Origin of the sequence: Streptantibioticus silvisoli (genome assembly GCF_027947535.2) — a bacterium.
Classification (GTDB): domain Bacteria; phylum Actinomycetota; class Actinomycetes; order Streptomycetales; family Streptomycetaceae; genus Streptantibioticus_C; species Streptantibioticus_C silvisoli.
Map to the genome: position 1 here is coordinate 99,138 of NZ_JAAGKO020000012.1, position 24,000 is coordinate 123,137.

General features: G+C 73.3%; 17 protein-coding genes. 1 reads left to right on the plus strand and 16 read right to left on the minus strand.

Annotated elements, in window-relative coordinates:
• Positions 1-647: 647 nt before the first annotated feature.
• The 6 genes from POF43_RS11250 to POF43_RS11275 form a co-directional block, all read right to left on the minus strand.
• On the minus strand, positions 648-1,673 hold the full coding sequence (locus POF43_RS11250) for a serine hydrolase domain-containing protein (RefSeq protein ID WP_271322945.1): 1,026 nt from the start codon (positions 1,671-1,673) through the stop codon (positions 648-650).
• Positions 1,670-2,605 carry a DUF6895 family protein gene (locus POF43_RS11255; RefSeq protein WP_271322944.1) on the minus strand — a complete coding sequence of 312 codons (936 nt, stop codon included), beginning with the start codon at positions 2,603-2,605 and terminating at the stop codon, positions 1,670-1,672. The genes POF43_RS11250 and POF43_RS11255 overlap by 4 nt, the downstream gene beginning before the upstream one ends.
• On the minus strand, positions 2,602-3,582 hold the full coding sequence (locus POF43_RS11260; protein WP_271322943.1) for a DUF6895 family protein: 981 nt from the start codon (positions 3,580-3,582) through the stop codon (positions 2,602-2,604). The genes POF43_RS11255 and POF43_RS11260 overlap by 4 nt, the downstream gene beginning before the upstream one ends.
• Positions 3,579-4,274 carry a hypothetical protein gene (locus POF43_RS11265; RefSeq protein WP_271322942.1) on the minus strand — a complete coding sequence of 232 codons (696 nt, stop codon included), beginning with the start codon at positions 4,272-4,274 and terminating at the stop codon, positions 3,579-3,581. Before POF43_RS11265 ends, POF43_RS11260 begins: the two co-directional genes overlap by 4 nt.
• Before the next feature lie 11 nt (positions 4,275-4,285).
• Positions 4,286-4,471: a hypothetical protein gene (locus POF43_RS11270; RefSeq protein WP_271315697.1), complete on the minus strand. Its 186-nt coding sequence runs from the start codon at positions 4,469-4,471 to the stop codon at positions 4,286-4,288.
• 1,897 nt (positions 4,472-6,368) lie between these two features.
• Positions 6,369-6,986, minus strand: a complete 618-nt coding sequence (locus POF43_RS11275) for a hypothetical protein (protein ID WP_271322941.1) — start codon at positions 6,984-6,986, stop codon at positions 6,369-6,371.
• 373 nt (positions 6,987-7,359) lie between these two features.
• On the opposite strand from POF43_RS11275, the gene POF43_RS11280 reads away from it, so the two are divergent.
• A complete protein-coding gene (locus tag POF43_RS11280) occupies positions 7,360-7,689 on the plus strand; it encodes an antibiotic biosynthesis monooxygenase family protein (RefSeq protein ID WP_271318086.1) in 330 nt (109 codons plus the stop codon).
• 345 nt (positions 7,690-8,034) lie between these two features.
• On the opposite strand, the gene POF43_RS11285 is transcribed toward POF43_RS11280, so the two are convergent.
• From POF43_RS11285 to POF43_RS11330, 10 genes are all read right to left on the minus strand, one after another.
• Positions 8,035-14,739 (minus strand): type I polyketide synthase, encoded by a 6,705-nt coding sequence (locus POF43_RS11285; RefSeq protein ID WP_282704534.1) that lies wholly within the window; start codon positions 14,737-14,739, stop codon positions 8,035-8,037.
• 249 nt (positions 14,740-14,988) lie between these two features.
• Entirely contained in the window at positions 14,989-16,032 is a 1,044-nt protein-coding gene (locus POF43_RS11290) for a ketoacyl-ACP synthase III family protein (protein ID WP_271312355.1), read from the minus strand.
• 342 nt (positions 16,033-16,374) lie between these two features.
• On the minus strand, positions 16,375-17,097 hold the full coding sequence (locus POF43_RS11295; RefSeq protein ID WP_271322842.1) for a sigma-70 family RNA polymerase sigma factor: 723 nt from the start codon (positions 17,095-17,097) through the stop codon (positions 16,375-16,377).
• Positions 17,098-17,142: 45 nt separating this feature from the next.
• Complete coding sequence (locus POF43_RS11300) at positions 17,143-17,811, minus strand: HAD family hydrolase (RefSeq protein ID WP_271322841.1); 669 nt, start codon at positions 17,809-17,811, stop codon at positions 17,143-17,145.
• Positions 17,812-17,825: 14 nt separating this feature from the next.
• The gene (locus POF43_RS11305; protein ID WP_271322840.1) at positions 17,826-19,175 is read right to left on the minus strand and encodes an NAD(P)/FAD-dependent oxidoreductase; all 1,350 of its coding nucleotides are present in this window, start codon (positions 19,173-19,175) and stop codon (positions 17,826-17,828) included.
• Between the two features lie 11 nt (positions 19,176-19,186).
• Complete coding sequence (locus tag POF43_RS11310; protein ID WP_271312359.1) at positions 19,187-19,465, minus strand: acyl carrier protein; 279 nt, start codon at positions 19,463-19,465, stop codon at positions 19,187-19,189.
• 39 nt (positions 19,466-19,504) lie between these two features.
• Positions 19,505-20,224, minus strand: a complete 720-nt coding sequence (locus POF43_RS11315; protein WP_271322839.1) for a class I SAM-dependent methyltransferase — start codon at positions 20,222-20,224, stop codon at positions 19,505-19,507.
• Entirely contained in the window at positions 20,221-21,654 is a 1,434-nt protein-coding gene (locus POF43_RS11320) for an amino acid adenylation domain-containing protein (RefSeq protein ID WP_271322838.1), read from the minus strand. Before POF43_RS11320 ends, POF43_RS11315 begins: the two co-directional genes overlap by 4 nt.
• Entirely contained in the window at positions 21,651-22,781 is a 1,131-nt protein-coding gene (locus POF43_RS11325) for an acyl-CoA dehydrogenase family protein (protein WP_271322837.1), read from the minus strand. Before POF43_RS11325 ends, POF43_RS11320 begins: the two co-directional genes overlap by 4 nt.
• A gap of 9 nt (positions 22,782-22,790) precedes the next feature.
• Positions 22,791-23,861, minus strand: a complete 1,071-nt coding sequence (locus POF43_RS11330) for a ketoacyl-ACP synthase III family protein (protein WP_271312363.1) — start codon at positions 23,859-23,861, stop codon at positions 22,791-22,793.
• Positions 23,862-24,000: the final 139 nt, after the last annotated feature.

A 24,000-nucleotide genomic window follows, 5' to 3' on the forward strand; every position in this document is an offset into this window, starting at 1 on the left:
GCGACAGCCACGCGCAACGGGTCATCGCGAGCCGCACACAGTAGCCGTTCCGGGCAGGCCGTCGAGCCTGCTGCGCGTCAACGGCACGTCACGCGCGGATTCCGGTGCACGCGCGGGCACTTGTGCGACGTGTTCGCCCCGGTAGCCGTGCGCACGAGTGCCCCGGCGGTCGTGCGCACGAGGATGCGGCCCCCACGCATCCAGCGGATCGTTCCACCCTAGCGGCGTCCGACACGGTACCCCGCGGCGTCGCCGGTCCGCCTCCGGGAATCCGGCGGCCGGGACGCGGTGGCGGGGCGTCGCGGGACACGGGACGCGTCGGCGGGGCGTTGTGCGCCGCGCAGGTGAGGGGGCGCGGCCGGGCAGCGGAAGCGCCGCTGGGTGCCGGGGCGGCGGACCCGGTCGATGCTGTTCGGGGTAGACGTGGGTGAGGGCTTTGGCGTAGGTGTTATCGACTCAGAACGGTTGCTTCTGGACGCCGTTGGACGGAGGGACGTCCTCCGGGGGAGGGGGCGGACGGGGTGACGTTCTGTTGGCGTCGCTCCGGCTGGGGGCGCTGTTGTTGCCGGTGATCGGGGTCGGGCCCATGCGGACCCGTCGTCCGCGGCGGTCCCGCCGCAGCCGTGCGACGGACCCGCGCCAGCGATTCAGCGGTACCGGCCGCCGTCCGGCTCGTCGTCGGTCAGCAGGGCGTAGGCGGCGGCCACGAAGCCGTCGCCGCGCCGGAAGCGCCGGGTGGCGACGGCGACGACCGCGGTGCCGGTGCCCGGCCGGAAGCCCAGGAACGCCTGCTGGCCACTGGTCGCTCCGGCGTGGAAGTAGGCCGGACCGCTCCCGGTGGGATGGACGAACCAGCCCAGGCTGTGGGTGTGCCGGTGCCCGTGCCCGCGGCGCAGCACCGGACGGCGCATCAGGGTCAGCGCCTGCCGCGTCAGGGCGTCCGGCACCCGTTCCGGTTCCAGGTGGGCCTCCAGGAACGTCAGCAGGTCGTGCGGCGTGGCGCGGATCGCGCCGGCCGCCAGGAAGCCCCCGACGTCCAGTGGGGGAGTCGGGGTGACCCCGTCCTTGCGGTGGCCGGCCGCGTCGGCACCGGGCGTCGCCAGCGTCGAGGTGTGCGCCAGCCCCAGCGGTCCCAGCAGCCGGCGCGTCATCAGCTCCTGCCAGGGCGCCCCGGCCGCCGCTGACAGCGCGTGGCCGAGCACCGAGACCCCGAAGTTGGAGTACCGCCAGTGACCGCCCGGCCGGTGCCGGGGCCGGGCCCGCAGGAAGGCGGCCACCACGCGGTCCGGGCCGTAGCGCTGGAAGGGGTTGCTGGACCACCGCGGCACCGCCCGCGGGTAGAGGTCGGCGGGCAGCGCGGGCAGGCCGGAGGTGTGCGTCATCAGATGGACCAGCCGCACCGGGCCGCCGCCGGCCGGCCGGCCCGGCGCCAGGTGGGCCAGTGCCGGATCGCGCCCGTGGACCACCCCGGCCGCCGACAGCGAGGTCAGCAGCAAGGCGGTGAAGGACTTCGAGGCCGACCCCGCCTCGTACCGCAGTTCGTCGCGCGGCACGCACGGCGCCGGACCCGACCCGCCGCAGCGCACCGAGCGCCGGCCGTCGCGGGACAGCGCGAAGACCACGTCCGGCGCGTCGACCGCGGCGACCGCCTCAGCCAGCCGGTCGCCGGTCACGCGCGTTCCGGGGCCAGACCGGACATCGCCCGCGAAGTGGCCAGCGCCGAGGCGAACGCGGCGACCAGCGTCGGATGGTAGAGCAGGTCGAACGCCTCGTTGCCTCCGTCGCTCCCGCCGGCCGCTTCGCCGTCGGCGCCGGAGACCGGCATGGAGCCGTCCGGCGACTGGGCACCGGCGAGCGCGGTCCAGGCCGCCTCGTCCAGTGACGGGTACGGCAGGCAGGCGTCGACCACGAGCAGTTCGCCCAGCAGGTCCCAGCGGCGCAGGTCGGTCCAGTCGTCCAGCCACACCGGCAGCCACAGCGCCAGGTAGTCCGCGACCTCGTCCGGTAGCCCCCGCGGGCTTTCGCCCCAGTCGGTGAGGTGGAAGACGGTGTGCGTGATGTCGTAGCCGATGTGGCCCTCGACGGTCCACGGTTCGGGGGTACGGGCCAGCCAGGTGCGGGCTGCGGCCTCCGGCAGCGGGGTGGACGGCGTCATGCCGTAGCGGCGCTCGAAGGTGCACACGCCCAGCCGGCGCACCGGCGACACCTCCAGCGCCGCCCAGCTGCCCAGACGGTGGTTGATCCGAATGGCCCGCTCCAACTCCGGTTCGCCGTAGCCCAGTTCCCGGAACGGCACGTACGTCTCGAACGGCACCGGCGACAGCGGTTCGCGGCGCTGGCCGACCACCAGGGCCCGCCCGCCGTCCAGCACCTCGCGCCAGGCGTGGTCCAGCAACTGCCGGGCCAGCTCGGCCTGCCGGGAGCCGGCCACCCCCTCGCGGAACAACACCTTGCAGATCAGGGCGAGTTCACCGACCGGCTTGAAGCGTTCCAGGAACGAGCCGCCCGCCTCGGCCGCCGGCTCCAGCCGGAAGCCGTCGCGGTGCGCGTGCAGCCAGGTCAGCGCCTTCAGCCCCACGTCGTGGGTGAGTCGAACGTCCCTCATACCGGTTCTCCGATCGTGTCGCCGCCCGCCGGCACCGGCCGCGAGCCGCCGCCGGCCGCAGGCGGTGCGCACTCCGCGAGCCGGAAGGTGGCCAGGGTGGCGGCGAACGCGGCGACCAGGGTGGAGTGGTAGCAGTTCCAGAACGTGCGGCCGTCCGCCATGGCCGGGGCGGTCGCACCGGCCTCCGGCACGGCGCCGTCCGGGCGCTGCACCGCCGCGATCCGCTCCCACGCCGCCCGCGAGGCGTCCCGCGGCCCCGGACCGGGCACGCTGGCGGCCACCGCCAGCAGTTCGCAGGCCAGATCCCACTGCTCCTGCTCCAGACAGCCGTCCAGCCAGGCGGGCAGCCACACCGTCAGGTACCGCGCCAGGTCCGGCGGCACCCGCTGCGGCGCCCGGCCCCAGTCGGTCAGGTGGAAGACGGTGTGGGTCAGCGCGTAACCCGAGGCGTGTTCGAACGTCCACGGCTCCGGCAGTCCGCCGAGCCAGGTGCGGCGCAGCACGACCGGTGCGGCGTCGTGCGGCACGAACCCGGTGCGCGCCTCGCAGTTGAGCACCCCCAGCCGCCGGTTGGGGGGCTGTTCCAGCAGCCGCCAGCCGCGGGTGCGGGTCATCGTCGCGCAGAAGTCCTGTACCCGCGGATGGCACAGGCCGACCGCGGCGAACGCGGCGTAGATCTCCAGCGGGTAGGTGGCGAACGGCTCGCAGCGCAGCAGGTCGGCGAAGAGCGCGCCGCGCGCGGTCTGCTCCCATGCCCAGTCCACCGACTCCCGGGCCAGCCGGTGCCGTTCGTCGTCCGGCGCGGTGTGCCGCAGGATCGAACCGCTCAACTGGGCCAGCTCGCCGAGGGGTTTGAGCGTGCGGTTGACGTCGGTGTCCGGCGCGAGGATGTCGGGCGGCAACGCGAAGTCGTCCCGTCTGGCCGCCGTCCAGCGCAGTGCCGCCGTGGCCACTTCCCGCTCCGGGCCGCCCGTCATCGCGGGTCTCCGGCCCGCAGCAGCTGCGCGGCCGACACGTGCAGCGCGACCCGCGGGTCGGCGCCGTCCATGTGCTGGATGAACTCCAGACCGGTGTCGAGTCCCAGGGACGGCGGCACGTCGTCGAGGACCGCGAGCCAGCGGCCCGCGCCGGCCGCCTGGAGCCAGTCGCGCCGGCGAACGGCCCGCACGAAGCCGCGCGCCACATCGTGCGGACGGCGGGTCAGCGCCCGCAGCACCCCGCAGTCGCCCCCCGGTACGGCCAGCGCCGCGAGCAGCGAGACCTGGTGGGTCAGCGCCTGCCAGGGCGCGGTGTCCAGCCACGAGGCGTCCGGCTCGTCGTCGGCGGGGTGCGGCACCGGTGGGTCCAGGGCGCGCAGGCTGCGGGCCATCGCCCAGTGGCTCCACGCGGTGGCCCGCGAGGCGTCCGCGCCCGGCGGGAAGGCGGTCAGCGCCTGGCGGAGGATCCGCACGTCCAGTCCCTCCGGCCGGCGCCGGCTCATGATGCTCGGCAGCAGCACGTCGGCGCCCAGTACGCGCACCGCCGCGATGCCCAGCTTGTCGTCCTCCACGATGCCCGCGGGCGCGCAGACCACGCCGGGGTGGTCCCCGCCCCGCAGGGCGGAGACCACCTCCGATGCCAGGTCGCGCACCGCGCCCGCGAGGCGGGTGGATGCGGATGGCTGCTCCATGCAGTCCGACCTCAGCTCTTCTTCGGGCGCGGGGTGGGGGGCGAGAGCAGGAGGGTGGCGGTTCCGCTCAGCAGGGCGAGTGCGGCGCACTCACGCGTGTCGTGGAACGTTCCCTCCATCTCGGCCGGATTCAGCGCGTTCTCGACATCGATGTCGAGAACCATCGTCGGGTTCATGGTCGTGTGCTCAGTAGTCATGTGATCGTTCCCTAGGAATGAGGGGATTCACTTGCTCCTCCAGTGGAACTCGCCCGGCCGGGGCCCGCAAACGCATGGCCCGTTCGCAGGGAAAAATCGCTCCGACTTGCGGAAATCGCCATCGGGGTATCGGAATCCCGGCCGCCGCCCGTCGCACCGGAAAATCCGGCCCCGCACCGGAAGAGTCGCCCCCGCACCGGAAAATCCGGCCCCGCACCGGAAAATCCGGCCCCGCACCGGAAGAGTCGCCCCCGCACCGGAGAATCCGCCTCCGCTCCCGAAAGCCGCCGCTGCTCCCGGAAAGCCGTCGCCGGACAGGTCGGATGCCGTCAGGGCACGGGCGAACCCGGTGAGCACGTCGGTCCCCAGCGCCGCCGAATCTTTTCCGGTCCGGCCGCGGGACACACGTCACGCGGTTCCCGTACCGGCTGGCAGGCTCAACCCCGGCCCGATTTCCTCGCCTTCACCGGTCCGGCTGGATCAGCGGCAACGACGACGGACTTCAGAAATCCTGATACGCGATCAACCGGCATATCCACCAGGGTTCCACGGGGGGCGCGGATTCCGCGGCCGCGTAACCAGGAGATGCCTCGGGAACTTCTGTGACATCAATGAGGTGAGGTGAGGTGCGGTGCGGGTGGGTGATGAGGCGGTCGGCGGATTCGGGGGAAGGCCTCAAGAGCGCCCGCTGGTCGGATGAGGCTTCGTCGGCGTCGGGATCCCGGTTCGCGGGACCGGTCCCCGTCGCCGGCCGCCACGGCCGGCGGTGGCCAGGGTGCCCCGGAGCATCGCCGCGCGCCCTGAGGTGGGGCCGCCGTCGGGGGAGGGGAACGCGGCGCGTGCGGCAGGGCGACCCTCCGCCCGACGAGCACCCCCGCCGCGCCGGGGCGTGCGGTGCCGGTGCCCGCCGTGCGCGTCACTCCGCGCGCCCTGTCGTCGGCCTGCCCGCGCCCCCTCGTCGTACGGGACGCTCGGGGCGACGGGGTAGCCGACACCCGGCCGGATGCCCCGCACCCATCAGGAACAGGTCCCAGGCCGTTCCGAGAAGGACGTCATGAGTCACCACGTCCCCCGTCGGCGGGAACATCCCCGACAACTGCGCCGGCAGCTCCCCGTCCGTGCCCGGATGTGTCGGCTGACGGTCCGTGCCCCCGGGGCCGTGACCCGGGTGACCCCGACGGAGACGCACGTCGCAGGCAAAACGGCGGCTCCGCGGACACCCGGCCCCCGGAGCCGACCCGGCGTCAGCCGGCCGTCGGCGCCCCAGGAAGCGCGTGGTCCGCGGCTACCGGGCTCCGGCATCGCGACGGCGCTGACCGACAGCGGGACGGCATACGGACGGAGCGGCTCAGGGGCCCCGCCACCACGGCGCAACCCGTCAGGCGGGGCCACCGGGTGAACGGAGCGCTCCTGCCGGCCCGGTGAGCGCGGCGGCCTCGGCCCGGAAAAGGAGGGTGCGCGGCGACACCGGACACACCATCAGGCTGAATCACGGGGCACAGCCGTCGGCGCAGGGCAAAACGGCGCCGCGGTGGATAGCCTCCCCTTCGAGGTCATTTCCGGCATATCACAAGGAGTGGGTCATGGGTCTCCCCGTCGTCGGCGGTTTGATCGACAGCGTTATCGGCATTGTCCTGGGCGCGGCGTACGGCATCGTGCCTCAGCTCGGCGCCCTCTTGAGCGGCCTGGGTCTGCCGGTGTGAGTGCTCCGGCACTGAGGCGGCCTCCTGGCCCCGGCGTCGCCGGAGCCGGGAGGCCGGCCGCTCCCCGTCGCTCACCACCCGTCAGGGGCCGGTGGCCGCACGGGGCGCCGCCCGGGGAACGCGCTCGTCACCTCCGGGTCCCTCCCGGGCCGAGGGATCGGGAAGCGGTCCGGGCTCCCCGCCCGGTGCGCCGCTCAGCAGGGGAGAGTGGTGCGGCCGGCCGCACCCGTGGCGCCGGTGACGCCGTCCGCGGTGGACGTGGCGTCGGTACCGTCGCCGCCGGGCTTGCCGGGGCACAACGGACTGGCGGCGCCGCCGGCCCCGCCGGTGCCGCCCTTGTGGCCGCCGCCGGCCGTGGAGGCGCCGCCGTTGCCGCCGTTTCCGCCGGGAACCCCGACGCCGGCGTTGCCGACACCGCCCACGCCGCCTTTGCCGCCGGTGCCGCCGAGCGCCGCGGCGCCCCCGTGGCCGCCGGTGCCGCCGTTGCCGTTGGCGCCGCCCGCACCCCCGGCGCCACCCGCGCCGCCGGTGCTCCCGCTGTCGGTGGCGTCCCCGCCGTCACCGCCGTTGCCGCCGATGCCGTTGGCACCGGAAGCGCCGCCGGTGCCGCCGAGGCCACCGAGACCGCCGCTGGTCCCCACACCGTTGAGGCCGTTGACGCCGCGGAGGCCCATGTTGACGTAGGGCGTGGCGCCGGTCGGGTCGGCCGGGGACGCCGCGAGGGCGAGGGTGGGGGTGAGGGCGAAGGCGGCTGCGGCGGTAGCGGCGATCAGAAGGGGCCGGCGGCTGGCGATGGTGCGCGACAAGCGCATGGGTGAGCCTTTCGGTCGTGCGGCCGGAGACAATCCCCGGCCGGTAAATGACCAAGTTATGCGCAAAGAGGACGTTTTGTGCTGCGCGGATCGCGGTGGTCGCGGGCGGGCGCGGTTGTTCGACGAGTTGGCCGTTCGCGGATCGGGCTCTGAGGGTGCCGGAAGCTCATCCCCGCAGGCCGGATGGCTTGCGAGCTTCCCGTGGGGAGTCGGCCGCTGGTTCCTGATCGACGCGCGGACGAGCGGGCCGGGGCCCGGGGTTGTGCGCTCCGCGCCGAGGGCGTGTGCTGTCCGGTCCCGCGCCGGCTCGGCTGCACCGTCGTCCGGGGCCGCCGCTCACCCCGTGCCGTCAGCCGTACGGCAGGATGGGGGCATGAGCGTAGTCAAGATCAACGTACTGAACGTCCCCGCCGAGCAGCGGGAGGTGCTGGAGAAGCGGTTCGCCTCCCGTGCGCACGCCGTTGAGGGTTCCGACGGGTTCGAGTGGTTCGAGCTGCTCCGGCCGGTCGAGGGCACCGATGATTACCTCGTCTACACCCGGTGGCGTGACGAGGAGTCCTTCCAGGCCTGGATGGAGGGCCCCATGAAGGCGGCCCACCAGGGCGGTGGCGCCGAGGGCGCGGAGCGTCCCAAGCCGGCGGCGAGCGGGTCCACGCTGTGGTCCTTCGAGGTCGTGCAGCAAGCGGCGCCGAAGAGCGCGTAAGCAGGTCGTCGTCAACGATTGACCTCTGCCGACGCCCCGGCGGACGCGAGGCTCCCGGCTCGTTACGGACCCGGCTCCCGGCTCGTTACGGGCCCCGGGCCGGGCGCCGCCCGACCGGGCGCGCGGACCGGGCCGGCGCCCGCGTCGGGGCCGGGGCCGCCGCCCGGGGGTGCTGTTCGGGGTGGACGGGGGACCGGGGGGCCGCCCCTGCACGCGGCCGGCCCCCGGTTCATCGGTCAACGGGGCATCCCGCCCGGCGGACCGCCTCCCGCACCGCCCGGCAGCTCGACGGGTTCGGGCGCGGGCGCGGCCGGCACGCCCGCCGCCGCGCCCGAGGAGAAGACGTCACCCCGTCCCCTCCTCACCCCCCAGTTGGGCCGAAAGCTCACTCAGCGTCGTCCGGCTCAGGATCTTGCCGATCGGGAGCAGGACGCCGTGCGAGCGTTGCACCTCCTGCCGGAGTTGGGCCGCCATCAGGGAGTCGAGTCCCTGGCTGGTGAGGTCCCGGTCCGGGTCGAGGTGGTCGGAGCCGACCCGCAGGATGGCTGCGACCTTGGCCAGGAACAGCTCCTCCGGATCGGCGACCGGCTCCGCCGGCCTCGTCTCCGGCTTCGTCTCCGGCCTCGTCCCCGTCGGCGCCTCCGGTGCCGCCGAAACGGCCGGCGACACCTGCGGCCCCGGCACCCGCGCCCCCCGCGAGGCCCCCGTCACCCCGGCCGCCCCCGACGCTGAAGGCTCCGGCCGCCGAACGGCCCCCGAAGGCTCCCACCGTGACGTGAGGTCCAACCGATCCGGTGCGGTCCTCGACACGGCCGCCGCGGTCCTCACCGGAGCCGCCGCCGACCTCACCGGAGCCGACCTCACCGGAGCCGCCGAACCCCCCACCGGAGCCGACCTCACCGGAGCCGCCGAACCCGCCGGAGCCGCCGAACCCCCCACCGGTGCCGTCCTCGACGGAGCAACCAGACCCGCCGGAGCCGCCGAACCCCCCACCGGAGCCGCCGCATCGCGTCCCACCGGCGTGCCGTCGACGACTTCCCGCAGCAACGGGGAAGCGGCCGCGACCGGGTAGGCGGCCCGCCACTGCTCCCAGTCCACCGGCATGACCACCGTGTCGCCGGCGTCCGTGGCCAGCAGGTGGTCCAGCACGGCGAGTCCCGCCGTGGGGGTGAAACCGGTCATCCCCCGCGGGATCAGGCTGCGTCCGAGTTCGGCGCCGGCCTTGGCCGCCATGCCCTTGCCGGTCCAGAAGCCCCAGTTCACCGAGAGCGCCGCGCGGCCCCGGCGGCGACGGCCCCGGGCGATCGCGTCGAGGCCCGCGTTGGCGGCGGCGGCCGCCGCGACCTGGGGCGAGGCCAGTAGGGCGTTACCCGAGGAGAACAGCACGAAGTGGTCGAGGTCGTCGTCGAAGAGGCGGTCGAGAACGCGGCCGCCCTCCAGCTTCGGCCGCAGTACGGTGTCGAGGTCCCGCAGGGTGGTCTCGCCGATCGCCCTGTACCAGAAGACGCCGGCGGTGTGGAAGACACCGCGCACCGGCGGACGTCCCGCGGTGCGGCGGTACTCGATCAACCGGCGCATCGACTGCTCGTCCGACGCGTCCACCGGGGCGTACTGCACCTCGACGCCCCGGCCGCGCAGCTCGTCCATCAGGGCCGCGGCGTCCTGCCAGGACGGCGCGTCCGGGTCGGGTACGGAACGGCCGGTGAGCAGCAGGTGCCGGGCGCCGCGGGCGACGAGCCAGCGGGCGAGTTCGGAGCCGAGGCCGCCGGCGCCGCCGGTCACCAGGTAGGTGGCGTCCGGCCGCATCCGGGTCGGCTCGGCCGGCGGCGCGCTCGCCCGGGTGGTGCGCAGGTCGATCAGCACCTTGCCGATGTGCCGGGCGGCGATCATGTCGCCGAACGCCGAGCCGGCGTCCTGGATCGGGTAGACCTCGGCCGGCAGGGGCGCCAGTTCGCCGGCCGCGATCAGCCGCAGGACGCGGCCGAGCAGCGCGCCGGCCCGTTCCTGGTGGTCGCGGCACAGGGCGGCGACGTCCAGGAGCTGGAAGGAGCCGTTGCGCGGCAGGCCGGCCGGTCCGGTCGGGTGCCCGTCCGCCGGGTCCTGCCCGGCCAGTTCGACGTAGCGGCCGTAGGGGGCCAGCATGCTCAGGTTCTGGTCGACGGCCGTGCCGGTCAGCGAGTTGAGGATGACGTCCATCCCCGCGCCCCGGGTCGCGTCCAGCAGCGGGCCGGCGAAGTCGCCCCGGGAGTCGGCGACATGGGTGACGCCCATCGTCCGCAGGATCGCCCGCCGTTTCTCGCTGCCGGCGGTGGCGTAGATCTCGGCCCCCTGCCGGCGGGCCACCTGGATCGCGGCGAGTCCCACCCCGCCGGTGGCCGAGTGGATGAGTACCTTCTCACCCTCCCGCAGCGCGGCCAGCTCCATGAGGCCGTACCAGGCGGTCAGGTACGCGACCGGCACGGTGGCGGCGTCGGCGAGGCCGAGCCCGTCGGGGAGGCGGTGGGTCAGGTGGCGGTTCGCCAGGACCTCGGTGGCCAGTCCCGGACGGGCCAGGGCGACCACGCGGTCACCCACCTGAAGCCCCCGCACGCCGGCGCCGGTGGCCGTCACCACGCCGGCGGTCTCCCGGCCCAGCAGTCCGTCGTCGTCCGGGTCCGGGTCCGCGCCGGCGGCCTGGAGCACGTCGCGGAAGGTGACCCCGCCGTAGGCCGCGGCGATCCGTACCTCGTCGTCGGCCAACGGACGTGCCGGCACCACCTGGTGCGCCGGGGCGGTGGCGCGGTCGCCGGCCGGGACGATCTCGATGACGTCGTCGGCCCGGGGCGCCGCCCCCGGACGCCGCAACCGCAGGACGTAACGGTCGCCGGCCCGCAACGCGATCTGGTCCTCCGCCGGATCGGCGACGGCGATCTCGTGCGCCAGCGCCCGCACCTGCGCGGTGTCGTGGCCCGCGTCCAGGTCGACGAGGGTGTGCCGGAAGGCGGACAGCTCGCTGGCGGCCGTGCGTCCGAAGCCCCACACGGCGTACTGGTCGGGGTCCGGCGCCGGGTCCGCGGCCGTGACCGTCTCGGCCCCGCGGGTGACCAGCACGAGCCGCGGGTTGGGACGGTCCGACCGCATGGCGGACAGTGCCTGGCACAGCAGCAGCGCGCTGCCGAGCCCCAGCGGTACCCGCGCCGCCGGCCGGGGCGCCCGCATGCCCCACAGGTGGACCACGGCGCCGATGCCGTCGGGGTGGTCGCGGCCGGCCTCGTGCAGCAGCCGGGCGTAGTCGTCGAGGCGGGACGGATCGATGCGGTAGCCGCCGTCGCCGGTGCGCTCGTACCGGTCGCCGGGCCGCACCGCGATCCGTGCGCCGTGCGCCGGTGCCAGGCGCGGGCCGAACTCCTCGTCCTCGAACACCAGCCAGGCCCCGGCGGCGGGTCGCGGCGGCGCCGCGGGTGCGGCGGCCGGCGTCCAGTGCGTCCGGTACAGCCAGTCGGTCAGCCGGCCGGGCTGTTCCTGGCGCAGCAGCCAGCGGATCCGCAGGCCGCGGAACTCGGCCAGCAGCACGCCCCGGTCGTCGCGGACGGTGATGTCGCCGCTGAACGACTCGGCCGTCAGGTCGCGTTGCACCACGTGGTTGTGCAGGGTCCCGGTCAGCGGCGCGTGCAGGCGGAAGGCGTCGATGGAGCCCAGGATGAAGGCGTGCTGCTCGCCGGGGACGGCCGAGTCGGGGAGCGTGGCGGCGAGCACCTGGCCGCAGGCGTCGAGCACCGCCGGGTGGACGTGGTACTGCTCGTGGCCGTCGAGGCCGGCCGGGACCACGACCTCGGACAGCGCCTCGTCGTCACCGCGCCACACCTGCCGGATGCCCTGGAAGACGCCGTACCAGTCGTTGCCGCGGGCGGCGAACCGGCGGTAGAACTCGGCGCCGGTGAGGTGTTCGGAGACGCGGTCGGTGATCTGCCGGGCGCTCTCCTCGGGGCCGTCGAGGATGCGTACGCCGGCGGGCGCCTCCTCGACCACGCCGTGGGCGTGCCCGGTCCAGTCCGTGCCGTCGGCGGTGGCGACCTCGAAGGTCCAGCGCCGCCCGGCCGGCCGCAGCGTCACCCGCAGCAGAGGCGGGGCGTCGGCGGTGAAGAACAGCGCCTTGTCGTAGCGGATGTCGCCGACGCTGACGTCGGTGCCGATCGTCTCGGCGGCGGCGGCCACCGCCAGTTCCACGTAGGCGGTGCCGGGCAGGATGACCTGGCCCTGCACCTGGTGGTCCAGCAGGTAGGCGTTGCGCTCCAGGTCGACGGGGCCCTCCCACCGGTGGGCGCCGTCGTCCAGCGCGACGTGCGCGCCGAGCAGCGGGTGCCCGCCGCGGCCGGCCCCCGCGGTCGCCGGGCCGCTCGCCGCGGTGGCCGTCGCGGTGGCCGGCTCGGGCCAGAAGTCGGTGCGCTGCCAGGGATAGGCGGGCAGCCGTACGTAGGCGGCCGGTTCGTCGAACAGGGCGGCCGGCCGGATCGGGTACCCGGCCTGGTGCAGTTGCCCGACGGAGGTCAGCATGACGGTCAGGTCGTCGGTGTCGCGCAGCAGCGACGGGACCACCTGGTCGCCGGTGCGCCGGTCGGGGAAGCACTCCTTCACCGCCGCGCCGAGGATGGGGTGCGGGCTGATCTCGACGAAGGCCGCCGCCGCGCTGCCGGCGATCTCGGCGTCGACGGCGGCGTGGAAGAGCACCTCGTCGCGCAGGTTGCGCACCCAGTAGCCGGCGTCCAGCTCCTCGCCGGTCAGCAGCTCCCCGGTCACCGTCGAACGCAGCGGCACCTGGCCCTTGCGGGGCCGGACCGACGCCAGTTCGGTGCGCAACGCCGCCAGCAGGGAGTCGACCTGGCTGCTGTGCGAGGCGACGTCCACCTTGACGGTCTTGGCGAAGACCTCACGTTCGGCCAGGCCGGCGAGTACCTTCTCCACCGCCTGCGTGCGGCCGGAGATGATGGTGCGCCGCGGGCCGTTGCTCACCGCGACGTCGACGTCCGGTACGTCGGCCAGTTCCCGCCGCAGGTCGTCGGCGGGCAGGTCGACCGCGGCCATGGACCCGGTGCCGGCGATGCCCCGCAGCAGGGCGCTGCGGCGGCAGATCACCGCCGCGCCGTCGGCCAGCGTGAGGGCGCCCGCGGTGCAGGCGGCCGCCACCTCGCCCATGCTGTGGCCGATCACCACCTCGGGGGTGACGCCCCACGACTGCCACAGCGCGGCCAGCCCGACCTCGACCGCCCACAGCAGCGGCTGCACGACGTCGATCGGCCGGACCGCCACGTCGTCGCTGTTGAGCTCGTCGATCACCGACCAGCCCCGCTCGGCGCGGACGTGCCGGTCGCACTCCTCGATCGTCTCGCGGAAGACCGTGGAGGTGCGCAGCAGTTGCCGCCCCATGCCGGCCCACTGCGAGCCCTGGCCGGGGAAGACGAAGACGGTCTTCCACCCGGTCCCGGGCCTGGCGGCGACGATCGGCCGCCCCTTGCGCAACTGCTGGGCGGCCTGGTCGTGTTCCAGGGCGAGTACGGTCATGCGGTGCCGGTGATGGGTGCTGCGGGTCAGCGTGCTGAAGCTGATGTCGCGCAGTTCGTCCCGGTGCCCCTGCCCGTCGGGCCCGAGGTGGTCCGCGTACGCCTCGGCGAGCTCCCGCAGCGCCGCGGGGGTCTGCGCCGACAGGGTGAGCAGGTACGGCCGCGGCTCGGCCGGGGGCGGCGGCACGGGGGCCGGGCGGTGCTCGCCGAGGACGACGTGGGCGTTGGTGCCGGAGATGCCGAACGAACTGATGGCGGCGTACCGGGGTTTGCCGTCCCGGCCCCACTCGCGGGCGGTCTGCGGGATCTCCAGCGCCGTACGGTCCCAGGCCACCGCGTCGGTCAGCCGGCCGCTGTGCAGGCTGGGCGGGACGACGCCGTGCGCGACGCACAGCGCCGTTTTGATGACCGCCGCGATACCGGCCGCCGCCTCGGTGTGCCCGATGTTCGTCTTCACCGAGCCGACCAGCAGCGGCTCCGCCACGGGCCGGCCCGCGCCGGTGCCGTAGACCGCGTCCAGGCTGCGCAGTTCGATCGGGTCGCCGGTGGAGGTACCGGTGCCGTGCGCCTCCACGAAGCCGACGTCGCGGGGGTCGACGCCGGCCCGCAGGCAGGCGTGCCGCATGGTGTCGATCTGGCCGGTCTCCGAAGGGGTCATCAGGTAACCGCTGCTGCGGCCCTCGTTCTCCACCGCCGAGCCGTGGATGACCGCGTAGATGTGGTCGCCGTCCGCCTCGGCCTGCGCCAGCGGCTTGAGGACGACGGCGCCGACCCCGTCGCTGCGCACGAAGCCGTCGGCGTTGTGGGCGCCGAACTTGCAGCGGCCGTCGGCGGAGAGCATGTCCGCCTGGGAGAACGTGATGCTCTCCTCCGGCGTCAGCACCAGGTTGACGCCGGCGGCCAGCGCCAGGGTGGCCTCCCCGCTGCGCAGCGCGCCGCAGGCCTGGTGCACGGCCACCAGCGACGACGAGCACGCGGTGTCGACGGACGTGCTCGGACCCCGCAGGTCGAAGAAGTACGACAGACGGCCGGACAGCACGCTGCGCGCGGTTCCGGTGTTGGCGTAGATGTCGAGCGCTCCGGCGGCGCGCAGCACGTCCCAGTAGTCGACGGTCCGCTGCCCGACGATGACGGCGGACGGGCTGCCGGCGAGTTGCCGCGGGGTCAGGCCGGCGTCCTGCACGGCGGTGGCGGCGGTTTGCAGGAGCAGACGCTGCTGCGGGTCCATGTGGCTGGCCTCGCGGCCGGATATGCCGAAGTAGTGGGCGTCGAAACCCCGGATGTCCGGCAGGAAGCCGCCGCGGCGGCTGACGATCCGCCCGGGGGTGCGCGGGCGCGGGTCGTAGTACTCGTCGACGGAGAACCGGTCGCCCGGCAGGTCCCCGGTGGCGTCGACCCCGTCGAGTTGCAGCTTCCAGAACGCCGAAACGCTGTCCGCGCCCGGGAAGACGCACGCCATACCCACGATGGCGATCGGTTGGCCGGGAACCATGTTCTGCTCCTGCGTCGTCAACGCGGGCTCCTCATGTCGGATTCGTCGATTGACCTGGGCCTGTCCGGCGGGTCAGGGCGGGACGGGAAGCGGCGCCCGCTGCCGCGCGAAGCGGTGCCCGCCGGCCGCGGGGCGGGGGAACCGGGCGCCGGAGCGGCCCGGCAGCCGGTGGCGTCGGGGCGTTCCGGCAGCGCCGTCCCGCGCCCCCGGCCGCCGGCCGCGGGCGCCCGCGGGCCGGGCGTCGCGGGGCCGCCGTCCGCCGGACACGCCTCAGGCCCAGGCCGGCAGTTCGGTGATGGTGAGGACCACGGCCACGGCCGACCAGCCCGGAGCCCCGCCGAAGAGCAGGACGTGGTCGCCCGCCGCGAGTTGGCCGGTGCGCAGCAGGTGGTCGAGCGCGATGAACTGGTCGCTGGCCGAGGCGTGCCCGATCCCGCAGCCGAACTCCCACTGCGACCGGGAGACGTCCAGGCCCAGCGGCTCCATGACGCAGTTGCGGGTGGTCGCCTCGTCGCCGTTGGGCACCAGGACCCAGCGCAGGTCGGACACCTCGATCCCGGCCTCGCCCACGGCGGCGCGCGCCGTCTCGGTGCAGGCGATCGCGATGCCGTCGCCGACGCTCACCCCGTCGATCTCCTTGACCCGCTCGTTGAACTGCTGGGCGCGGCCCACGACGTCGATCCGCCGGCCGGAGGACCCGGTGGGCGGGAACAGCGGCTCGTCGCCGCGCGCCATCGCCTCGAACTCCGGGTAGACCCTGGAGACGACCGCGTCGACGCGGGCGAACCCGCCGGTCGCGCTGAGCACCACGGAGCTGGCCGCGTCGGCGGCGATCACGCCCATCGGCCCGCTGTCCCACCGGTTGATCAACGGCGAGTTGAAGTTGTCGGCGGTGGTCAGCAGGATGTCCGGCCGGTCGTCCGACTGGTGCGACAGCAGGCCGGCCCCCAGCTCGACGGCGGTGAGCATGCCGTTGCACCCGTTGCGTATCTCGGTGCCGCCGGCCCCCCGGATGCCCAGCTCCCGCATGATGTACGCCGACGGCGACCACATCTCGGGGCCCTGGTAGAAGGTCGAGGCGTGCAGCACCGTCCCGATCGAGGCGGCGCCGCCGGGGGACCGGTCGAGCGCCACCCGGGCGGCCTCGACGGCCATGTCGGGCGCCGGTTCCGTGCCGGCGACCAGGACACCGCGCAGCGCGCTCTCGGCGAAGACCGCGGGGTCGTACAGGCCCGCGGCGACGGCCTCGGACGCGGCGAAGGCGGACGGCAGCCGGCAACCCAGACCGGCGAGGAACACGTTCGCCGGCTTCATGCTCGCGCCCGGACGGGACTCATGATTGTCATGCCTTGTTCGACGCATGACGGCCGGTGTCTGTTCACGCCGGCCCGCGACTTTCTCCGGACCCCGCGGGAAGGCCACGGCCGGCGAACGGGTCCGAATCGGCTCCGCGGGAACCGGCTGACGACGGCACGCCGGTGCGGCCGACCGACCGCGCCGGGCCGTGCGGTGCGCCGGGCCGTGCGATCCGTGTGCCGGGCCGGTCCGATGAGCACACCGGCCCCGCCGTTCAGTGCGCGGGACCGGTCCGATGAGTACACCGGCCGCACCGTCCAATGCACCGCTTCGATCCGATGAGCGCACCGGCCGCACCGTTCAGTGCACCGGGCCCAGGAGTTCGGCCAGCGACCTCAGCGCGTAGAAGCGCCGCGACCGCACCGTGCCTTCCGGCACCCCCAGCCGGGTGGCCAGCTCGCGGGGCGTGACGTCGCGGTAGTACAACTCGACGAGCACCTCGCGCTGCACCTCCTTCAGCCGCGCCAGGGCGGACCGGACGGTGTGCACGTCCACCACCCGCTGCGCGTGATCCGGCGTGTCGATGTGCACCGGCGCCTCGACCACGGCACGCCGCTCGGCGCGTATCTTCCGTTTGCGGGTCGCGTCGATGAACGCGTGCCGGGCGACCGTGAACAGCCAGGGCTGGCACAGCTCCGGGCCGGCCGGCAGCGCGTCGACGTTGCGCCACGCCCGCAGCAGCGTCTCCTGGAGCAGGTCCTCGGCGAATTCGCGTTCCCCCGCCGTCAGCCGCAGCAGGAACCGGCGCAACGCCCCGGCGTGGGTATCGTGGACGTCCCACATCCGGCGCAGGTCGTCGGACACGGCCCCCGGCGTGCGGGCCGCACCGGGACGCGCGAGTACCGGTTCGCCGTCGGGCCGGACGCCGCAGTACCCGCCGCGGACGTCCTGCCCGGCCTGCGCGCGGTCGTCGGCGGTGCCGTCGGCGGCGGCGAGGGAACCGGTGCCGGAGGCGGCACCGGGCTCGGCGAGTGGGGTGGAGAACGCGACGGGGACGCGTTCGGCACGTCGGGTGGGGGACATTCGCGGTCCTTGGTTCGGTCGGCGTCGTCGGGCGAGCCCGGTCCGTCACACGGTCGGGACGGCCGCTCCCCGATTGCGGGAGCGTGTGGTGCCCGCGTCAACCAGGCGGGCGAGCCGTTCAACGGTCAGTTCGGACAGGCCGGGTACGCACAGGGCCACCGGTTCCCGTGTCGGCGCGACCGAGACCGGCACGCACCCCGCGGCGATGCCTGACCGGATTCCGGTGGACGAGTCCTCGACGACCACGCAGCGCCCGGGGGCGACCCCGAGCCTGGCCGCGGCGGTGCGGTAGGACTCGGGGTCGGGTTTCGGGCGGTCCACCTCGTCGCCCGCCACGGTCACGGCGAACTCCGCCCGGCCGAGCGAGGGCAGCACGGCGTCCACCATCGCCCGGTACGAGGACGTGACCAGCGCGCACGGCACCCCGGCCCGCCGCAGCGCCCGCAGCAGGCCGACGGCTCCGGGCAGCGGGGTGATCCCGTCACGCAACCGGGCGAGTACCCGGTCGTTGACGTGTGCGTACAGCTCCTGCGTGCTCATCGGCGACCGCAGCAGGCCGCTCAGCCGGGTCAGGTTCTCCGCGACACTGCGCCCCCGCAGTTCCTCCGGCCGAACCGCCGAGGCCGGCACGCCCCGGTCGACGAGCACCGCCAGCAGGGCGCCGAGCAGGATCGGTTCGGTGTCGACCAGGGTGCCGTCCAGGTCGAACAGCACCGCCCACGGCGCGGTCAGAAGAGGGCCTTGGACGCGAGGGAGACCTTCATCTTTCCCAGCAGCGGGTGCCAGAGGTGGTCGGGATTCTCCTCGACGGTGGTGACGAACTCCCGCATCGCCGTCAGGGCGGCCGGCTCCTGGTCGTCGTAGACGTCCCCCTGAAGCAGTTTCAGTACGTCGATACGGTAACGGGGGTCCTGGACGAAGGCGGTGAACAGGATGTTGAGGCGGTAGTAGATGGAGATGAACTCGTACCAGGTGGACACCCCGCGCCGCAGCTTCGTCACGTAGGTCTCGAACCGGTCGGCGCTGAAGTCGTCGGCCGCCGCGGCGGCGATGATGTCGGCGCAGGCCAGCCGGGCGCTGTTCATCGCGACACTGACACCGCTGGAGAAGATCGGGTCGACGAACCGGGCGGCGTCGCCGATCATGACCATCGCGTCACCGCTGACCTTGCGCATGCCGTAGCTGTAGTCGCCCTCGGCCTTGAAGGGGCGTACCCGCTCGGCCTTCTTCAGCGCGTCGTGCAGCAGCGGCCTGCTGCCGACCGACTCCCAGAAGAAGCCTTCGAGATCGTCCTTGCTCTCCTTGAACCGCGCCTTCTGGGTGACGACCCCGATCGAGGTGATCGTGTCGGTGATCGGGATCTGCCACACCCAGGTGTCGCTGAGCGGCAGGAAGTGGATGAATATGTACCCGGCCTGGTTCTCGTCGTTGGCCAGTGCCTGCCGGTCGAGCCCTTCGAACCAGCTGTGCACGGCGTACTGGTTGAACACCGGGTCGGGGACCTTGACCTTGAGCTGCCGCCCCAGGAGCGTGCCGCGCCCGCTGGCGTCGACGACCATCCGCACCGTGACGTCCGCGGTCGGCCCGCCGAGTCCGACCCGCAGCACGGGACGGCGGGGATCGGCGAAGTCCACGTCCCGCACCCGCACCCCGCAGAACACCTTCGCCCCGAGGCTTTCCGCGTGCTTGAGCAGGATCAGGTCGAACTCGCCGCGGTCGACGTGGAAGGTGTAGTCGCGGTCGACGCCGAGCTGGTCGCGTTCGTTGAACAGCACGTCGGCCGCGCCGAGGCCGTGGTCGTGGACCTGGAAGCCGAGCGGGTCCACCCCGTCCGCGTTGGCCGACGTCCACGCGGCGCCGTACTTGCGGGGGAAGCCGGCCGCTTCGATCTTGTCCATGACGCCGATGTCGAGCAGGACCGGCGTGGTGGCCGGCACCAGCGACTCACCCACGTGTTCCCGGGGGAACAGCTCACTTTCGAACACCGCGACCGAGAGGCCGGCCTTGGCCAGGTAGGACGCGGCGGTGGAGCCGGCCGGACCGCCGCCGATGATGCCGATGTCGTAGTCGTACGTCATCTGTCGCCCCGTCAGATAGAGGCGGTCTGGGAACGGAGGAGCAATATCAGGTCGGTGATCGTCTCCAGCGTGCGGAAGTGCTCACCGGTCATGTACAGCGGCGGAATCCGGGTGCCGTACTCGGAGCGGATGTGCGCCAGCAACCGTGCGGTGCGCACCGAATCCAGCACGCCCAGTTCCAGCAACTGGCTGTCGGCGGTGATCAGTTCGGGATCCACGCCGCCGGCGAGCTCGTCCTTCACGTAGCGCAGCAACTGGTCCAGCAGCGTCGCGCGATCGAGGTCCGTCATGGTTTCTCCTTGCATCGGTGAGGGGGCTGCGGCAGGGCATCAGTGCGGGGCGGCGGCGCGTGCGACGAGGTAACTCGTCGGCAGCTCGAGCGGTCGCCCGTCGGAGGTGTTCTCCGTGGTGTGCAGGGCGATCTCGCCGTCGGCGACGACGTCGAACCCGTTTCTTTCGAACAGCAGCCTCAGCTGTCCCTCGTGCGCGGGGGCGACGCGGGCGCCGAAGTCGAAGTGGGCGGCCAGCCCGGCGGTCTTCGGCAGTGGCTGGCCGCTGGCGAGCAGCTCGGAGACGTACCAGCCGGTGCGCTCGGTCAGCTCCTGGGCGAACAGGCGGCCGGAGTCGCCGAGCAGCAGGGCGAGGGTTCCCAGCATCGTGCGGCGCTCGTCCGGGACGAGTTGGTGCAGGACGCCGCGCATGTAGACGTTGACGTCGCCGAGTTCGGTGTGCAGGGCCGCCGCGGCGTGCTCGTCGAGCAGATCGGCGCAGCGGTAGGTGACGTTGGGTGCCGGATGCGACTCGGTGGCCAACTCCACCGCGGCCTCGGCGATGTCGAGGCCGATGACCCGCGGGAAGTGCCGCGCCAGCCACTGCGTCTGCCGTCCGTTGCCGCAACCGATGTCGACCAGCGGCAGGAGCGGGTCGACGTGGTCACGGAACAGCGGAAGGTGCTGCGCCGCGGTCAGCTGGGGCGACGAGTCCCACAGGGCGGCCCCGGGTTCGGCCGGCAGCATGGTCCAGAACGCGTTCCAGGCGGTGCTCGTCATGCGTCGGCTCCTTGCGCCACCAGGCCGCTGAGCGCGGCGCGATCGACTTTCCCGTTCCGGGTGAGAGGAAATCCGCCGATCGTGTGCGACGCGTCGATGTTCATGTACGCGGGCAGACGGCCGGCGCAGTGCCGTCGCAGCTCGACGTGCTCGGGTGCGGTGTCCGTCTCGGGGACCACGAAGGCGTGCAGTCGCGCGTCAAGACCGGTCCCGACGACGAGCACCACCGCGTCGCGCACCGCTTCGTGCGTGACGAGCGCGCTCTCCACCTCGGCCGGCTCGATCCGGTAGCCGCGGACCTTGGCCATGTTGTCGACCCGGCCCCGGTATTCGAGCAGGCCGTCGGGACCGTACCTGCCGAGGTCGCCGGTGCGGTACGGACCGGCCTGGGGCGGCGCACCCCAGTAGCCGAGCATGACGGTCGGGCCGCCGACCACGATTTCGCCGTCGTCGAGGGAGACGGTGTCCCCGGCGACGGGCGCCCCGATCGGAACGGCCGTGGTGCGGTCGAGGTCGGCGGCGGTCACCTCGTAGGAGGTGCAGACGTTGGTCTCGGTCGGGCCGTACCAGTTGAGCATCCGGATGCCGGGCCAGCCGCGGCGCAGATCCTTCAGCTGCTTCAACGGAAAGGGCTCGCCGGCGAACACGCACGCGCGGAGCGCTCCCGGTCCGCGCTCCAGCAGTTCGCCGTACTCGGCCATGAGGATCAGCGCGGACGGCACCGAGTACCAGACCGTGATGGCGCGGTCGAGCAGGAAGTCGACCAGCGGATCGGCGGCCTGGGCGAGGGTCTCGCCGATCAGGTGCACCGACGCGCCGGCCCGGAAGGCCCCGTAGAGGTCGAAGACCGACAGGTCGAAGCCGAACGAGGCGTGGTTCGCGAGCCGGTCGGACGCGGTGAGGTCCAACTCCCGGCAGGCCCAGTCGACGAACGCGATCGCGTTGCCGTGGCTCAGGCAGACGCCCTTCGGCGTGCCCGTCGATCCCGAGGTGTACAGGATGTACGCGGGGTCGGCCGGCCGGACCGGGCAGTGCGCCGCGGCGGAACCGCGCGTCACTCCCTTGACGAGGTCCTCGCAGTGCACCGAGACGGTGTCGCGGACGTGATCACCGTGGTCCGTGATGATCAGCGCCGGGCGGGCGTCCGCGACGATCCGGGCGACCCGCTCGCGGGGATTGCCCCGGGGGACCGGGACGTGGATCGCGCCGGCGCGTAACACCGCCTGGGCGATCGCCACGGCCTCGGTCGTCTTGTCCGTCCACACCAGTACGCGGTCGCCCGGCCGGACACCGCGGCCGTGCAGGGCGGCCAGGTACTCGTCCGCGCGCGCGTCCAGTTCGCGGTAGCTGAGACCGGTGAACAGGTCGTGGACCGCGAGAGCGTCCGGTGTCCGCGCGGCCGCGTCGACCACGAAGCTGTAGAGGCTCAAAGTCCCATCCCCCGGGCGATCAGCTGACGCTGGATGTCGGAGGTGCCGGAGAAGGTCGTGGCCGGAAGGGCGTCGCGCAACTGCTCTTCGATCCCGTACTCCTTGAGGTAGCCGCGGCCGCCGAAGATCCGGGTGGCGTCGAGCGCGGTAGCGACCGCCGCCTCGGAGACGGCGAGTTTCGCCAGGGAGATCCACAGGGAGGGGTCCTGACCGCTGTCGATCTCGGCGCAGGCGCGGTACAGCAGGAGCCGGCCGCTCTCCAGCCGCAGTCGCATCTCCGCCAGCCGATCCGCGACCGGCTGGATGTCGGCCAGCCGCTTCCCGAACTGCCGTCGCTCCCGCACGTGTTGAACGCACTGACCGATGAGCCGTTCTTGCTGGCCCAGGTAGATCGCGAACAGGCAGCAGCGTTCCCACTGCATCGACGTCTGGAAGACCAACTGCCCCTGCCCCGGACTGGCGATGACCCGGTCGTCCGGCACGAAACACCGGGTGAACACCACCTGGCTCGACTGGCAGGTCGTCAGCCCGGACTTCTCCATCGGGGGGCCCGCGACAAGACCGGGTGAGTCCTTGTCCACGGCGAACGCGGTCGTGTTGAAGTACGCGCCCTGCGGATCCGTCGTGGCATACGTGACGTAGAGATCGGCGACCGGCCCGTTGCTGACAAAGCTCTTGACCCCGTCGAGCAGGTACCCGCCGTCGACCTTGGTGGCCCGGGTGGCCAGCCGGGAGACGTCCGAGCCCGACTCCGGCTCGGTCATGGCGTTACCGGCGATCCATTCACCGGAACACAGCGCGGGCAGCAGCGCCTTGCGGATCCCCTCGGACGCGAACTCCACCAGCGGGCGGACGCAGGCGAAAAGATGTGCCGCGGCGGCGAAGAGCAGCCCGTTGTCGGCACACCCCTCACCCGCGGCCTCGAAGAGCAGGGCCGTGTCGAGGGCGCCGAACCCCGAACCGCCGTACTCCTGCGGGACCGCCGCACCGAGCAGTCCCATCGCCGCCAGGCCCGTCCAGTCGCGCCGGCGAAATCCCGCGGCGGAGGAACCCGCGGACAGGTCCCGCGCGGCGCTCTTCACCCGCGCGTACCGCTGCTGTTGTTCGGCACTCCGACTGAAGTCCATGAGATTCCTTCAGGAGGCGGTGGCGGGGGAAGCGGCGGCCCGGGCGGCGGTGGACCAGTGCGGGGTCCCGGTGATCTCGATCACGGCGCACGCGATGTTCAGCCCGGGGCCCACCCCGAGCATCAGGAAATGGTCGCCCTGCCGCAGCGAACCGTCGAGCAGGAGCTGCTCCAGAGCCACCACCTGGTCACTGGCGCCGATATGGCCGACGGTCCGTCCCTGCTCCCATGTCGACAGGGACATCGGCAGGCCGAGCGGCACCATCGCGCGGTCCTCGACCCGTTCCCGCGACCCGTTGGCGTAGGCGACGCGGGAGACGTCGTCCAGCGTGATCCCGGCCTCGTCGAGCGTGCGGCTCACCAGTTCGTCCTGGGCGGCGACGAGTTTCAACGGGCCGACCGGGTCGCGATCCGGGCCTTCCAGCCACCGGTGCTTGGAGTTGCCGAAGTCGAGCTTGCCCGGCAGCGTGGCCCCCGGCGGGTACAGCGGTTCCGGCCCACGATGCATGGCTTCGTACTCGGGGAGCGTGACCGAGTTGATGGACTTGAGCCGGGCGAACCCCTCCCGCCTGCTGAGGACGACGGCGGAACCGGCGTCCCCCATGACGAAATGCGGACTGAAACGCCAGCGCTCCAGCAGGGGCGAGGTGAAGTTGTCCCCGGAGGTGACCAGCGCCGCCTCGTGGTCGTCCGAGGCCATGAGGTGGGTCGCCGCCAGTTCCAGCGCGGAGAACATCCCCATGCAGCCCTGCCGGATCTCAGCGGCGGTCGCCCGGCCCGCGCCCGTGTGCCGCTGGACGTAGTACTGCGGGCACCAGCCGTGCGGGCCCTGGTACCACACGCTGACGTACAGCAGGAGGCTCAGCGACTCGGCTTTCTGCCCGGCCCGTTCGAGAGCCTGCCGGCACGCCCGCACCGCCATCTCCGGCGCCGGTATTTCGCCCGCGACGGTGACACTGGTGATCCCGTATTCCTCCGCCGCGGTCCGATCGATCAGTTCCCGCTCCACCGCCCACTCAATGGGGACCTGATCGGGCAGAAAGGAGCCCAGGCCGCTGATCAGCACATCGGACGCCTTCATTGACTGCCCCAGATTCTCTTGGCCGCGAAATTATTCGGTGTACCGGCAGACGGGTGAGGGAGTTCCGTTCCGCCCCGGCACGCCGGTTGCCGGCGGCACCGGCCGAGTCGGAACAGGGGGTGGTGGGCAACGGGGCCCG

Bases quoted from the DNA above. Each gene is read 5' to 3' on its own strand.
- POF43_RS11315 (WP_271322839.1), bottom strand. From the start codon at position 20,224: ATGACGAGCACCGCCTGGAACGCGTTCTGGACCATGCTGCCGGCCGAA.
- POF43_RS11270 (WP_271315697.1), bottom strand. From the start codon at position 4,471: ATGACTACTGAGCACACGACCATGAACCCGACGATGGTTCTCGACATC.
- POF43_RS11295 (WP_271322842.1), bottom strand. From the start codon at position 17,097: ATGTCCCCCACCCGACGTGCCGAACGCGTCCCCGTCGCGTTCTCCACC.
- POF43_RS11330 (WP_271312363.1), bottom strand. From the start codon at position 23,861: ATGAAGGCGTCCGATGTGCTGATCAGCGGCCTGGGCTCCTTTCTGCCC.
- POF43_RS11255 (WP_271322944.1), bottom strand. From the start codon at position 2,605: ATGAGGGACGTTCGACTCACCCACGACGTGGGGCTGAAGGCGCTGACC.
- POF43_RS11280 (WP_271318086.1), top strand. From the start codon at position 7,360: ATGAGCGTAGTCAAGATCAACGTACTGAACGTCCCCGCCGAGCAGCGG.
- POF43_RS11325 (WP_271322837.1), bottom strand. From the start codon at position 22,781: ATGGACTTCAGTCGGAGTGCCGAACAACAGCAGCGGTACGCGCGGGTG.
- POF43_RS11305 (WP_271322840.1), bottom strand. From the start codon at position 19,175: ATGACGTACGACTACGACATCGGCATCATCGGCGGCGGTCCGGCCGGC.
- POF43_RS11310 (WP_271312359.1), bottom strand. From the start codon at position 19,465: ATGACGGACCTCGATCGCGCGACGCTGCTGGACCAGTTGCTGCGCTAC.
- POF43_RS11290 (WP_271312355.1), bottom strand. From the start codon at position 16,032: ATGAAGCCGGCGAACGTGTTCCTCGCCGGTCTGGGTTGCCGGCTGCCG.
- POF43_RS11265 (WP_271322942.1), bottom strand. From the start codon at position 4,274: ATGGAGCAGCCATCCGCATCCACCCGCCTCGCGGGCGCGGTGCGCGAC.
- POF43_RS11260 (WP_271322943.1), bottom strand. From the start codon at position 3,582: ATGACGGGCGGCCCGGAGCGGGAAGTGGCCACGGCGGCACTGCGCTGG.
- POF43_RS11275 (WP_271322941.1), bottom strand. From the start codon at position 6,986: ATGCGCTTGTCGCGCACCATCGCCAGCCGCCGGCCCCTTCTGATCGCC.